The 12,775-nt window shown below is 69.5% G+C and carries 10 protein-coding genes and 1 pseudogene; 3 read left to right on the top strand and 8 right to left on the bottom strand.

Translation table 11 applies throughout. The features are described 5' to 3' along the window. The first annotated feature begins 1,101 nt into the window (after positions 1-1,101). The 3 genes and pseudogenes from rsmD (at position 1,102) to GXY15_03550 (ending at position 3,055) form a co-directional block, all read left to right on the top strand. A pseudogene (gene rsmD / locus GXY15_03560) lies at positions 1,102-1,647 on the top strand (16S rRNA (guanine(966)-N(2))-methyltransferase RsmD). Positions 1,648-1,762: 115 nt separating this feature from the next. Next, the gene (nrdR, locus tag GXY15_03555; protein ID NLV40291.1) at positions 1,763-2,215 is read left to right on the top strand and encodes a transcriptional repressor NrdR; all 453 of its coding nucleotides are present in this window, start codon (positions 1,763-1,765) and stop codon (positions 2,213-2,215) included. Between the two features lie 126 nt (positions 2,216-2,341). Then, entirely contained in the window at positions 2,342-3,055 is a 714-nt protein-coding gene (locus tag GXY15_03550; GenBank protein NLV40290.1) for a glycosyltransferase family 2 protein, read from the top strand. Between the two features lie 108 nt (positions 3,056-3,163). Here GXY15_03550 and GXY15_03545 read toward each other — a convergent pair whose 3' ends face one another. From GXY15_03545 to GXY15_03510, 8 genes are all read right to left on the bottom strand, one after another. Further along, a complete protein-coding gene (locus GXY15_03545) occupies positions 3,164-3,532 on the bottom strand; it encodes a hypothetical protein (GenBank protein NLV40289.1) in 369 nt (122 codons plus the stop codon). A gap of 47 nt (positions 3,533-3,579) precedes the next feature. Beyond that, complete coding sequence (locus GXY15_03540) at positions 3,580-3,813, bottom strand: hypothetical protein (GenBank protein NLV40288.1); 234 nt, start codon at positions 3,811-3,813, stop codon at positions 3,580-3,582. Between the two features lie 26 nt (positions 3,814-3,839). Next, a complete protein-coding gene (locus GXY15_03535) occupies positions 3,840-4,577 on the bottom strand; it encodes a hypothetical protein (protein NLV40287.1) in 738 nt (245 codons plus the stop codon). Next, complete coding sequence (locus tag GXY15_03530) at positions 4,540-5,901, bottom strand: DUF3748 domain-containing protein (GenBank protein NLV40286.1); 1,362 nt, start codon at positions 5,899-5,901, stop codon at positions 4,540-4,542. The genes GXY15_03535 and GXY15_03530 overlap by 38 nt, the downstream gene beginning before the upstream one ends. Before the next feature lie 196 nt (positions 5,902-6,097). Beyond that, positions 6,098-6,916 (bottom strand): hypothetical protein, encoded by an 819-nt coding sequence (locus tag GXY15_03525; GenBank protein NLV40285.1) that lies wholly within the window; start codon positions 6,914-6,916, stop codon positions 6,098-6,100. A gap of 13 nt (positions 6,917-6,929) precedes the next feature. Continuing rightward, positions 6,930-8,537, bottom strand: a complete 1,608-nt coding sequence (locus GXY15_03520) for an exopolysaccharide biosynthesis polyprenyl glycosylphosphotransferase (protein NLV40284.1) — start codon at positions 8,535-8,537, stop codon at positions 6,930-6,932. Between the two features lie 203 nt (positions 8,538-8,740). Further along, on the bottom strand, positions 8,741-11,167 hold the full coding sequence (locus tag GXY15_03515; GenBank protein ID NLV40283.1) for a glycoside hydrolase family 127 protein: 2,427 nt from the start codon (positions 11,165-11,167) through the stop codon (positions 8,741-8,743). 157 nt (positions 11,168-11,324) lie between these two features. After that, on the bottom strand, positions 11,325-12,044 hold the full coding sequence (locus GXY15_03510) for a DUF1080 domain-containing protein (protein ID NLV40282.1): 720 nt from the start codon (positions 12,042-12,044) through the stop codon (positions 11,325-11,327). Between the last annotated feature and the right edge of the window lie 731 nt (positions 12,045-12,775).

Here is a 12,775-nt window from a genome sequence, read left to right as displayed (position 1 = left end):
CCGAATATAGCCCAGGGCAGGCCGCCGCCCAAAGGGCCAGGCCTGCCCTGGGTTGCCCGGACGGAAAGAATCATGCCCCAACGGGGCAGCCGAAATGGGGACGGGCACCCAAAGACAAGGCAGGCGGGACGCCTGCGGTACGAAGAAGACCTGCGGGGCAGTTCCGTACCGCAGGCGTCCCGCCTGCCTTGTCTTCTTCCCGGCGCGCAAGAAGATTTCGGATGCCCTTTCAGGGCATTTGTTGGAGGGTGCCTCCTCCCCAGGGCAGGCCTGGCCCTTTGGGCGGCGGCCTGGCCTGGGCTATAGGCGGATGTCCCGTTGGGACAACAAAGACGGACTCACAGACCGAGGGACGTTCATGCCGTTTGCAGGCGGTTTTTCAAGGCGCATTTTAGTGCGATTGCCCTGCCCAGGGAGGCCATGCAACGCCCGTCAGTATACACGCGGAATACGGCGGGAGCGGAAATGCCGGACACACGGGCCGGACCCGCCGACTCGCTGCGCGCCTTAACCCATTGGCGCTTTTCCGGCCTTCATGGAATTTGCCTCTTTGGCCGGTTTGGGGGGCGGGAGGGGTCTTTTCCACAACTTTTCCACAGCCCCCCGAAGGGGTCGGGTAAAACTGGAAAACCTCCCTAAAGTCGTCTATATGATTGACACAAATAAGGTTACGAAGGGAATAGCAGCCGTTGCAGGCGGGAAATGTCCGTGCATGCCCGGGCTGGGGGACCTTTCTTCACACCGTAATCCACAAGCGGGCCTGCGGGGTGGTTGCCGGGTAGTGGGCCGGGGAGAGGGGGGAGGGATGGACGCCCCTGCGCCTCTGCGGCGGGGGAAGCCCCGCGCGGAAAAGCACTTAGCCGGAATGGTGCCAGAAAGCCGGGGCAGCGGTCCTTATTGCCCCCGGGCGGAGAGGGGGATAACTCTTGACATTCTCGGGACGCGCGCGCCTCTGTTTCTTGTGGGACGCGAAGAAACGGATAACCTGCCGCCGGAGAGGGACTTCCTCCCGGCCTGCCGGCACACCGACCCATTCCCCCGTGGCAAAGTTGCGCCGGTCCGCGCGGACACGCACAATGAAGGCGCACACGCGACGAGGAAAACCACATGCGCATCATCGCCGGAACGGCGCGGGGACGGCGTCTGGAGCCGCCCCCGGACCGCGCCACGCGGCCCACGCTGGACCGCGTGCGGGAGAGCCTGTTTAACATTCTCGCCCCCCGGCTGGAGGGGGCCGTGTTTGCGGACCTGTTCGCGGGCACGGGGGCGAACGGATTGGAGGCCCTGAGCCGGGGCGCCGCGTCCGCCGTGTTTGTGGAGGCGGACGGCCAGATGCTGTCGCTGCTGCGGCGCAATGTGAGCCATTGCGGATTTGAGGACCGTGCCGTGCTGCACCGGCTCACGCTGCCTGCGGGGCTTTCGGGCCTGCGCGGCCCCTTCGATCTGGTGTTCGCCGATCCGCCCTGGCGCTACGACGGCCATGCGGCGTTGTTGGAAGCCCTCGCTGCGGGGGAACTTGTGCGGCCGGGGGGCTGGGTGGTGCTGGAGTCGGGGGGGAAGACCACTCCCCCGCCGGACGCGGCGGGCGGTCTGGAGGCCTTTCGCCACCAGCGGTATGGGGAAACCCTGCTGACATTTTACGCTTGACACAGGATATGGCGTGTGTTATGCTTCATGCGTTGGCAGACCACAATATATGGGGCTTGCCTCCGGAGAGGCTCCGGCAGGTGGGTGAATTCCGCCCGAAAGGAAGCGCGACGCCATGAAATGCCCGTTCTGCGGATACCATGACAGCAAGGTGGTGGACTCCCGTGTGGCGAAAGAGGGGGACTCCATCCGCCGCCGCCGCGAATGCATCAATTGCAGCCGCCGTTTCACCACCTACGAGCGCGTGGAGGAGGTGGCGCAGATGGTGATCAAGAAGGACGGCCGCCGCGAGCCGTTCCACTCGTGGAAGATCCGCGCGGGCATCATCAAGGCCATCGAGAAGCGCGAGGTGAGCCTGGAGCAGGTGGACGCGCTGATCAGCACCATCGAGCGCGAGCTGTTCAACAACAACGAGCATGAGGTGTCCACCAAGGCCATCGGCGAGGCGGTGATGAAGCGCCTGCGCGACCTGGACGAGGTGGCCTATGTCCGTTTCGCCTCCGTGTACCGCCAGTTCAAGGACCTCAACGAGTTCATGAAGGAGCTCAAGGACATGTTCACCGGCTGAGCGCGTCCCCGCCGCGCGCCCGCGCGGCGTTTTTCCGGATGACTGCGGTATACTCTTCCCCCGGGCGGCGCGCCGCGCCCGCCCCCTTCCTTTGACGGTGGCAGAACTTCGGAAACAGCACACATCATGACAACGCCGGACGTTTCGGTGGTCGTTCCCTGCTACAACGAGGCGGACAACGTCCCCCTCCTTTTTGCGCGCATTGACGCGGTGTTCGCAGGCCTCCCGGAGTCCTGCGAGATTCTTTTCGTGAACGACGGCAGCACGGACGGCACGCGCGCCGCGATGGACGCGCTGGCGGCGGCGCACCCGCACTTCCACGCGGTGCACCTGGCCCGCAACTTCGGCCAGTCCGCCGCGCTGATCGCCGGGATGCGCCGCGCGCGCGGGGAATACCTCCTCACGCTGGACGGCGACCTGCAGAACGACCCCTGCGACTTCCCCCGGTTCCTGGAGCTGCTGCGGGAGCATGACTGTGTGTGCGGCTACCGCGCCGAGCGCAACGACACCTGGGTGCGCAAAGTCTCGAGCCGCGTGGGCAACGCCGTGCGCAACGCCGTGCTCCATGACGGCATCCGCGACTCCGGGTGCGGGTCCAAGGGCTTCCGCCGCGCGTGTGTGCCCCACCTCCCGGCGTTCAACGGGGTGCACCGCTTTTTCGCCGTGTTCATCCGCCGCGCGGGCTTCAGCATTGTCGAGTGCCCCGTCGCCCACCACGCGCGCCGGCACGGCGTGTCCAAGTACGGCATCCACAACCGCCTGTGGCGCGGCCTGTACGATCTTGTCGGCGTGGCCTGGCTGCGCCGCCGCCTCGTTGTCCCCGAGGGGGAGGGGGACTGAGGCTGCCGGGGGCGGGCGGACCCGCCGCCCCGGGAAACTTCCTGTGAACAAGGCAACCGCCCCGCCTCGAAGGGAGGCGGGGCGGCAAAAAACGGCTGGCCGGAAAGGTCAGGTCAGAGCGTTGATGTAGTCGCTGTACACCGCGGAGACGTTGCCCGCGCGGTCAATGAACTGCACGCGCACGGTGCGGACGCCCCAGGCGGACAGGGTCCACGCCTTGGTCGGCGCAACGGCCTCCCAGGCGGACCAGGTGGCGCCGTCGTTGTTAAAGCGCATCCGGGAGACACCGGTGCCCGCGTCGGCCCAGTTCAGGCCCAGCGTGACATCACGGCTCAGGGTGATCCACTGGCCGTTGTTGATCACGATGCCGCCCGTCGGCGCCGTCATGTCCACCTTGATGTAGTCGGAGGCGACTGCGGAAACGTTGCCCGCGATGTCGCGGGTTCTTGACGCCCCGCGCGGACGGCCCGGAGACAAACGGGAATTCCCGGCACAAGGCGGGAGAAACACTTGGCGGGCGCGCTTTATTCGGGAACGAGGGGCGAAAGGTGCGCGAAAAAGATCTCCGCCTTCCGCTTGATGCCGTCCAGCCGCATGTGGCAAGTGTCGGTGAACAGGGCCGGATCGCCGCCCAGCTCCTCCGCGATGGGAACGCAGCACAGGCCCCGTTGGGCCGCCCAGTCCCTCAACATCCGGTTATGGAGGTCCGTCATGGACACGTACTGCCGATAGGAGATTCGTGTCAGGCCAAAAACCATGAACTGTTTGTCCATCCAGACACGGTTTAGCAGGGAGAGGCGCTCCGGATCAGGCCGGGCGCCGCCGCGCGCAGCAGGGAGGACTTGGCGAGGCGCAGGCGCGCGCGGGTGCCGGGCAAACCGGGGGGAAAGGCGGCCCGGGAGGCCCATTCCACGATCATGGAGGCCTCGTTCACGAAGTTGTAGTGGAGAAGCAGGTCGGGCTCCAGGGCCAGATACCGGTCAATGCACGCCGCCGCGCCGGTTATCGCCAGGGCGTCCACCCCGGCGTTTATCACCTCGACGCGCCCCTCCCCGAGGTCTCCGGCGAGCATCCGCTCCATGTACTTCGCGCAGGTGAGGTCGTTGTGGGGACCCTCGACCGCCGTGGACCCGCCAATGAGCACGATGCGGAAGACCCCGGGCGGCTTGGGCAGGGCGATTTCCCGGTCGCGCCAGCCGAGGGCGTTGGTCCAGAATTCCGAGCGTTTGAAGTCGTCGCTGTACCAGTTGCGCCGGTACACGTGGGGGCGGTAGGACCGCATGCACTCGGCGTAGCGGGACCGGCGGATGAGCACCGCCCTCCGCGCGGGGTCCGAGGGATGCTCATAAAGCGTCGTCTCGCAGCAGCGCGCCGGGCCGTCCCCCGCGGCGATCATGTATTCCGCCGTGCGGCGGCCCATGCCGGTCTGGCCCCCCAGCAGGTCACTCAACTGCCTCTCGTCCAGGAGGGTCTGGAGGCGCGGCTCAGCCGGCGGTGTCGGGGATTCCGTCGCCGTCTGCATCGGGGAACTCCACGGTGAATATCTGCTTCATGTCGAGGCCGGCGTGGTTCTTCGCCGTGCCGCCCTTCCCGTCCGGCGTGGGCACGAGGCGGTTGTAGGCCACGGTCTTTCCGTCGGGGGCGAAGACCGGCGCGTGGCGCTCGTCCTTCTGCCCGCGCGGGGTGAGGAACGCTGTCCGGCCGAAATCCGGCCCGGGCACGGCGCAGGCCGCCGCGATGCCGCCGCCGCTCATGACGAGGATGGACTTTCCGGAGGGATGCCAGCGCAGGCCGCCGGTCACGCCTTCCGGCAGCCGGGTCACCTGCATGGGCCGCAGCGCCGGATCGCCGGACTGGTCGGAGCCGTCCGCCCGGATGACAAAGGCCTGTTGGACGCCGTCGGCGTCCTTGCCCAGATAGAGCACGCGCGAGCCGTCGGGCGCGCCGCGCACGATGCCGCCCGCCCAGTCATGGGTGAGCCGCCGCACGGTCAGGCCCTTCGGGGCGCGGGGGTAGCGCTCCGCGGACCCGGCGTCCGCCGTCGTGATGTCCGTGTCCGCCGGAATGTCCACGATGAACAGCGACTCCTCGTAGGTCTTCCCGTCGTCGTTGCGGACCTTGCCGATGAAGGCGCGCATGGTCCCGGCGGGGTCCACCCACGAGTCGCCGTAGGCCTTCTCCAGTTCTCCCGGCTTCGCCCCGTTCATCGGCGCGATGTCCACGAGCACGGCGAACCAGTGGGTCGCACCCTCCGGGGCCTTCGGGTGCGGCTCCAACCACCCGATGTTGCGGTCGTACTGCGGCAGCAGGAAGTCGTCGTAGGTGAAGCCGAGCCGGCGGCCCGTCATGCAGTATTCATGGCGGTGCGTGCCGCCCCGGTGCGCCCCCGGCAGCGTGGGCCGGTCCCTCGCGACGTCGCGCCGGTCAATCCACGACGTGGTGAACTTTCCGCCGGACAGCATGAACCACTCCCCGTCCCGCTCCACGATCTCGCCGTCCAGGCGGACACACATCCCCGTGCGGTTCGGCTTGCCGTAGGGCCCGCGCGCGGGCACCTCGTCCACCAGCGGCCCGTGGATGAAGGCCACCTCGGGCGCGGCGGGGTTGAAGGACACCGCTCCGACGCCCGGGGCGGGCGTGGCGCCCGTCATGTGCTTCTCCGGCCGGTACACGACGATCTCGCGGCCCGTGGCCAGCTCCAGCACCTCGATGCCGAGGCTGTTGTCAATGCCCGGGCCGACCATCTCCCGCGTGTCATAGCAGAGGAACCGCGCATCGGCGGGGAAATTCTCGTTGTAGTCCAGGTCGTGGTTCTTCGGCGTGGTCGTCAGCTGTTTTTCGGTCATGGCGGTGTCCTGTGCGTGAAGGCCGGGGCAAAGCGCGCACACGGCGGCGAGCGCCGCGGCGCGGACGGCGGGTGTGAGACGCATGAAGGGGTGCCTTTCCACGGGCGAAACGCCCGGCAGGGGCCACTCTAGCGGGGAACGCCGCGCCGTTTCAAGCGGGGGCTTCTTCCGGAACCGCCGGGCGCCCGCGGCGCGGCTACTTCGCCGCGGGGGTGAGGGCGCGCAGGCGCAGGAGCGCGAGGCGGTGGCGCGGGGCCTTGGCCGCCACGGCGCGGTACCCCGCCAGGGCGGCGTCCCGGTTTCCGTCAAGTTCGGCGCGCACGGCGGCGAAGCATTCCAGGTCGGAGTTTTGGTGTCCGCCCTTCCGGGCGCCGTCGAAGGCGGCGAAGGCCTCGTCCCACAGGCCGGCGAACCAGAACCGCCGCCCCTGGAGGTACTGGTCGGCGGCGGCGGCGGCCGGACCGGGCGCGAGGGCGGACCGGGCGCGCACGCGGGCGGCCGCGCCGCCGGGACGTTCCCAGTAGCGGCGGAAGGCGTCGCGGGCGGTTTTCAGGTCGCCGTTGGCGAGGGCGGCGCGGCCGAGCCAGAGGCCGGCGTCGCCGGGCGGGTCCAGGGTGAACACCTTCGGGTGGAGGGTGTCGGGCGGCCTGGCCACCAGCACGCCGAGGAGCTGGGCCTCCTCGGAGAGGCGCTCGGGATGCTCCCGGCGGAGGGCGTCCAGCCCCGCCAGGACGAGGGGCATGCCGGAGAGGGCGGGGCCGAAATCCCGCACGACCGCCTCGCCGACGCCGGGGTCGGCGGCGAGGGCCGCGCGGAGGGTGCGCTGGGCCTCCAGGGCCGCGCCCCGGTCGTGGGCGGCGCGGGCGTCTGCGGCCAGGCCGCCGGCGGCGTGGCGCGCCATGACGGCCTGCCCGTACTGGCGCACGCCGGTGAGCAGGAGCGCGCCGAAGAGCGCCAGGCCGCACCAGACCGCCAGGTTGAGCGCGATGTACCGTTTCAGCCGTCTTGCGGGCATCCCGCCTCCGTGATTAGTAGGCCTGGTCCAGGTGCAGGAGCACCGGGACGGTTTTCACCATGATCTTGACATCCATCCAGAGGGACCACTGCTCGATGTAGGCGATGTCGAGGCGGACCATCTGGTCGAAGGAGAGCCGGTTGCGGCCGCTCACCTGCCACAGGCCCGTGATGCCGGGGCGGATGTAGAGCCGCTTCATGTGCCAGTCCTTGTACGCGTCCACCTCGTACTGGATGGGGGGCCGCGGGCCGACAAGGCTCATGTCGCCCCGGAGCACGTTGAGGAGCTGCGGCAGCTCGTCAATGCTGGTCTTGCGGATGAAGCGGCCCAGCCGCGTGATGCGGGGGTCGTTCACGATCTTGTAGACCGGCTTGCCGTCCGGGCCCACCTCGCTGTGCTCCCCGTTCTGGATCATCTTCTGGAGGTATTCCTGGTGGATTTTCGTGTCCGCGCCGGTGCGCATGGACCGGAACTTGATCATGCGGAAGACGCGCCCGTTGAGCCCGACGCGCTCCTGGATGAAGAAGACGGGGCCGGGCGAGTCGAGCTTAATGAGCAGCGCCGTCACCAGCAGCAGGGGGGACAGGCAGAGCAGGGCGGCGGCGGCGACGGCCATGTCCATGACGCGCTTGGCGGCCTGCGGCAGGGTGGCGTAGAGGCCGATGTTCTCCACGAGGAGCAGGGGAATCTCGCCGATGATCTCCGGGTGGGCCCGCGTGCGGAAGAAGGGCTGGAAGGGGCTGCACATCTTGATGCGCAGGCCCAGGCGCCAGCAGGTCTGGGCCACGTTGAGCCGCTGTTCCGGCGGCAGGCTTCCCGGGTCCACCGCCAGGATGATCTCGTCGAGGGAATGGCGGTTGATGAGGGCGGGCAGTTCCTCCAGCGTGCCGAGGGCGCCCGGCGGCGGGTCGCCGCCCACGACGATCTCGCCCCGGAGGGCGTACTCCGTCGCCGGGGAGCGCAGGGCGCGCAGCAGGCCCGGCGGCGGGTTGCCGTCGTGGAGGACGGCCACGCGCGTGAGGCCGAGGCCGAAGGCGTGAAGCACCAGCACGGCGATGAGCGTGCCGGAGTGCAGGAGCAGGGCGAAGAGCAGGGCGAGCAGGCCCTCGTACACAAGAAAGAGCGCCAGCGAGGGGGTGCCCGGCGCGCTCGCGGCGGGATAGACCGAGGCGACGGCGGCGAGAAAGAGCGAGGCCAGCAGCGCGCCCTGGAGGATGCGCGGCGCGCCGTGGAAGGGCCGGGTGTCCGCCAGGTTCACCGCGTAGGCCCCCACCCACTGGAGGGCGAGCACGCGCACCACGGGGATGATCACCAGCAGGGGGAGAAACGGCGCGAACTCGGGGCTGCGCGCCGTGCGCGCAAGCAGGGCGGGCCAGAGGTGCAGGGCCTTTTCGGCGGGCAGGATGGACGCGGGCCACGACGCCAGCATGAGGTATGCGAGAAGGACCGCCCCCGCGAAGAGGACCACGTCGCCGCCGCCCTGCGCCAGCGCCAGGGCGAGCCCCTTGCGCCCCCGGCCCAGGCGCGCGGTCCAGGTGGACGGATCCAGCCGGGCGCCCGCCGCGGCGTCCGCCGCCGTCCCCGGAACGCCGCCCCCCGTGATTTCAGCCTGTTTCGCCATGCTTCCTCGCGCAACCGCGCCCCGCACCGCACGGGGCCGGGCGATTATACCACCCCGCCGCCGCGGGAGACGCCGCCTGCCGGACCCCGATCGCCGAAAACGCGCCTTCCAGGCGCGTTCCTAGGTCATGGTGTGCGCCCAAAGAAAGCGGCTGGAAGCCGCTTCTACGTTCCCGCCACGTTGCCCGACTGGCCGCAGGCCGCTCAGGGCGCGGTGCCGTCGAGGGTCCATTCGAGGATGCCTGCGGAGGCGTCTTTCTTCAGGCGGACCTCGATGCGAAGGGCGCCGGTCTTGACGGGGTTGAAGGCGGCTGTGCACCACGCGTCCCGCCTGGGCTTGCCGTACTTGGCCTTGTCCACCTCCACCCACTGATCGCCGTCGCGGCGGAGCACCCGCCAGGACGCGGGTATGCGGCATCCGCCGCCGGCGCGCTCGTCGTCGAACCAGTAGACGGCGCAGCCGCTGATCTCGGTCTCTTCGGGCAGGTCGTACTGCACCCACTCGACGGTGCCTTTGCGGTCCCACCAGGTCATGCGGGGGACGGCCTGGTCGCCCGAGTCCTTCGGCTCGGCCTGGTCGTTCAGCGCCGTGACGGTGTCGCCGCCCCAGCAGTGCGAGGCCGACGGGCGGCTCTTGGACGCGAGGGTTGGCCGGGGCGCGGGGGTGACGGCGTCGGGCGTGCGCGCGAGCCACACGGCCATCTCGGTCTGGTCGCGGTGCGCCCAGGCGTAGTAGGGGATGGCCGTGAAGTCCTGCTCCGTCTCCTCCGCGCCGCCGCCCTCCACCCGGGTCACGGCGCGCGCGCGGCCCGTGAGGACGGCCACGCCGCCGAGCAGGTCCGGACGCCGCTCCGCCGCCAGCAGGGCGTCGTCGGGCAGGCACAGGTGCAGCGCGCGGCCGCCGTTGTCCACGCCCTCGGCGCAGTAGACCACGGGCCCGCGCTCCAGGGCGACGCGGCCGCGGTTGTTCTCGACGGCCTCGTGGCAGAGCACGCGGCGCACGGGCATGCCGAGGTCGAGGGCGACCGTGTCGCCGGGTTTCCAGGTCCGGCGGAGGACGGCGAAGCCCCGGTCCATGACGTCCGCGACGGCGACGGCCCCGCCGTTGACCGTGAGCGTCACGGCGGCGGGGGCGGGGTCGAGGTAGGTGTAGAGGTCGCCGGGCGAGGGGACGCCGCGCGCCCATCCGGGGATGCGCAGGGCCAGCTCGAATTCGCCCTCCCGCTCGGGCGTGACGGTCATGCGGACCGCGCCCTCCCAGGGGTACTCCGTCTCCTGGACGATGCGCACGGTCTGGCCGCCGACGGGGACCGCGGCGTCGCTGGCGAGGTAGAGGCCGGCGTAGACGCGGGCGCCCTCGACGGCATAGGCGCAGCCGGGCAGCGAGGGGATAAACCGCACGATGTTCGTCGGGCAGCAGGAGCAGCCGAACCACGGCGAGCGGCGGGGGCTGCCGTGGTTGAACGGCGCGGCGCCGTTGAACTCCAGCGGGTTCGGGTAGAAGAAGGTGTCGCCCTCGAGGGAGACGCCGGGCAGGAACCCGTTGTAGACCGTCCGCTCGAAGACGTCGAGGTACTTCGCGTCGCCGTGGAGGAGGAACATGCGGTGGTTCCACAGGGCGTTGGCGATGGCGGCGCAGGTCTCGCAGTAGGCCGTGGCGTTGGGCAGCTCGAAGTCGTCGCCGAAGGCCTCGCCCTCGCGCCGCGACCCGATGCCGCCGGTGAGGTACATCCGCCGCGTGGCGGCGTTCTCCCAGATGCGGTCAATGGTCTCGATGTAGGCGGTCTCGCCCGTGAGCGCCGCCACGTCCGCCGCGCCGCAGTAGAAATAGCCCGCGCGCACGGCGTGGCCGATGGCCTCCGTCTGCTGGAGGAAGGGCATGTGGTCCTGGCAATACAGGCCGTACAGTTCGCGGTGCGTGGCGTCGCCCCGCTGGTCCACGAAGAACTTCGCGAGGGCCAGATAGCGCGGCTCGCCGGTGCAGCGGTAGAGGCGCGCCAGCGCCAGCTCCAGCTCGGGGTGGCCCGTGGCGGCGTGGCGCTTGTCCGGGCCGAAGGTGCGGTCCAGCATGTCGGCGCACTTCACCGCCACGTCGAGGAAGTTCCGCTTGCCCGTGGCCTGGTGGTGGGCCACGGCCGCCTCGATCATGTGGCCCATGCAGTACAGCTCGTGGGCGTTCCTGATGTCGGCCCAGCGCTCCTTGCCCGCGCCCCGGGCCGGGTTCTCCGGGTCAATCGTGCGCGCCGTGTAAAGGTAGCCGTCGTCCTCCTGCGCCTGCGCCACCACGCCGATGAACCGGTCCATGTAGGCGTCCAGTTCCGGGTCCGCGTGGAGCGCCAGCGTGTAGGCCGCGCCCTCCATCACCTTGTACACGTCCGAGTCGTCGAAGAAGATGCCCTCGTGCTTCCCCTCCTTGAGCCCGGCGGCCTTCTCGAAGTTGGCGATGCGGCCCGTCTCCTCGCACTTGTGGAAATTCGCCGGGAGCGTCGCCGTCCGGTTCGTCTCCAGCCGCGCGGCCCACAGCCCGCCCGTCACCCGCACCTTCGTGAACCCCACCGGCGTGATGGGGTAGTCCGGACCCGCCGCGGCGGGCACCGCCGCCAGAAGGAACGCCGTCCCCGCGCACAGCATGGCAATACACCTCCGAGGATTCATCGTCCGGTCTCCCTGTTCATGTCGGGGGCGGCGGCGTGGCCCGCCGCCGCCCCGTTGCATTCTCTCTTCTTTCGTTCGGGGCCGGTTCCGGACACGGCCGGCGGGACGCCGGCGCTGCGGGCCGGATCCGTCCTCAGTCGGCCAGCTCGCGCAGCCAGATGTTGCGGAAGCGGACGGGGTTGCCGTGGTCCTGGAGCATGATCGGGCCCTTGTCTCCGTGGGCGACGTAGTCGGTGACGGCGTGGGGGCCGACCCAGCCGTTGCCGCCGGAGAGGTCGTAGTGGTCCTGGATCAGCACGCCGTTGTGGAAGATGGTGAAGGTGGCGCGCTTGACGACCTTGCCGCTCTCGTCAAAGACCGGGCGGTGGAAGACGATGTCGTAGCATTGCCACTCGCCGGGCTTGAGGCAGGCGTTGACGAGCGGGGGCTTGCGGCCGTAGAGCGCGCCCGCCTGCCCGTCGGGATAGGTGGTGTTCTCAAAACTGTCGAGCACCTGCACCTCGTACTGGCCCATGAGGAAGACGCCGCTGTTGCCGCGGCCCTGGCCCTCGCCCTCGGGCGGCGCGGGGGTCTGGAACTCCACATGGAGCTGGCAGGAGCCGTACTCGCCCTTGCTGCGGATCATGCCCGAGTCCTTCGTCGGCTGCATCACACCGTTCTCCACCACCCACTTGGTCTTCTCCCCGTCCTCCGCCGACCAGTTGGCCAGGTCCTTCCCGTCAAACAGCACGACGGCGTCCGACGGCGCGGTGCCGGGCTGGGCCTGCGTGCTGGGGGTGCCGGGCGTCACCACGCGCGGCTGCGGGGCCTTGGCGGGGTCCTCCTCGTGCACCAGCACGCCGTCCAGGGACATGTAGAGCACGTCCTTCACCTCGCCGTTGTCGTCCTTCTCCTGCACCGTCCACTTCTTCTCCACCGGCGAGTCGAACTGCGCCTGCGCGCGGCCGCACACCAGCCCCAGCACCGCCAGCGCGCCCAGCGCCAGCACCCACATCCCGGAAAAACGCTTCGCAGTCATCTTGGAGTCTCCCGTCCCGCGCCCCGCGCGGACTACCTGATCACAGCCCTGTTTCATCGGCGGGGGCATGCACACACCCCCGCCCGCGACATTCCGTTGATTCTACCCCCGCCGCCGCCCCGCGTCAAGCGTGCCGTTCACCTGCCGGAGGAGAAGGGCCCGGGGCGTTTTGACAGGAGACTGGCTGCCGCGTCGGCCGGGGCGTTGGCGGGAACGAGATTGCCGCGCTGCGCTCGCAGTGACGGGAAAACACGCGTCATCGCAGTGACGGGAAAACACGCGTCATCGCAGTGACGCGAAAACGCGCGTCATTGCAGTGACGGGAAAACGCGCGTCATCGCAGTGACGGGAAAACACGCGTCATCGCAGTGACGCGAAAACGCGCGTCATTGCGAGGCGGCCGCCCCGGCCGCCGCGGCAATCTCGTTCCCGGTGCGCCCCGGGCGGATTCAAGCGCGAAACGCAACACGGGCAGAAAAGGAGAGGAGACATTGCGGTTCCGTTCGGTAGAATGAGTTGTTCCGCAACCATCACCGAAGGAGTCCGCAATGTCCCCGTGCCATTTT

It is taken from the genome of Candidatus Hydrogenedentota bacterium, from assembly GCA_012730045.1.
GTDB lineage: Bacteria > Hydrogenedentota > Hydrogenedentia > Hydrogenedentales > CAITNO01 > JAAYBR01.
This window is presented reverse-complemented; position numbering and strand designations above follow the sequence as displayed.

Excerpts from the sequence above, each read along its gene's own strand:
- GXY15_03535 (NLV40287.1), bottom strand. The coding sequence starts at position 4,577 with ATGCAGACGGCGACGGAATCCCCGACACCGCCGGCTGAGCCGCGCCTC.
- GXY15_03525 (NLV40285.1), bottom strand. The coding sequence starts at position 6,916 with ATGCCCGCAAGACGGCTGAAACGGTACATCGCGCTCAACCTGGCGGTC.
- nrdR (NLV40291.1), top strand. The coding sequence starts at position 1,763 with ATGAAATGCCCGTTCTGCGGATACCATGACAGCAAGGTGGTGGACTCC.
- GXY15_03515 (NLV40283.1), bottom strand. The coding sequence starts at position 11,167 with ATGCTGTGCGCGGGGACGGCGTTCCTTCTGGCGGCGGTGCCCGCCGCG.
- GXY15_03540 (NLV40288.1), bottom strand. The coding sequence starts at position 3,813 with ATGGTTTTTGGCCTGACACGAATCTCCTATCGGCAGTACGTGTCCATG.
- GXY15_03510 (NLV40282.1), bottom strand. The coding sequence starts at position 12,044 with ATGTCCCTGGACGGCGTGCTGGTGCACGAGGAGGACCCCGCCAAGGCC.
- GXY15_03530 (NLV40286.1), bottom strand. The coding sequence starts at position 5,901 with ATGACCGAAAAACAGCTGACGACCACGCCGAAGAACCACGACCTGGAC.
- GXY15_03520 (NLV40284.1), bottom strand. The coding sequence starts at position 8,537 with ATGGCGAAACAGGCTGAAATCACGGGGGGCGGCGTTCCGGGGACGGCG.
- GXY15_03550 (NLV40290.1), top strand. The coding sequence starts at position 2,342 with ATGACAACGCCGGACGTTTCGGTGGTCGTTCCCTGCTACAACGAGGCG.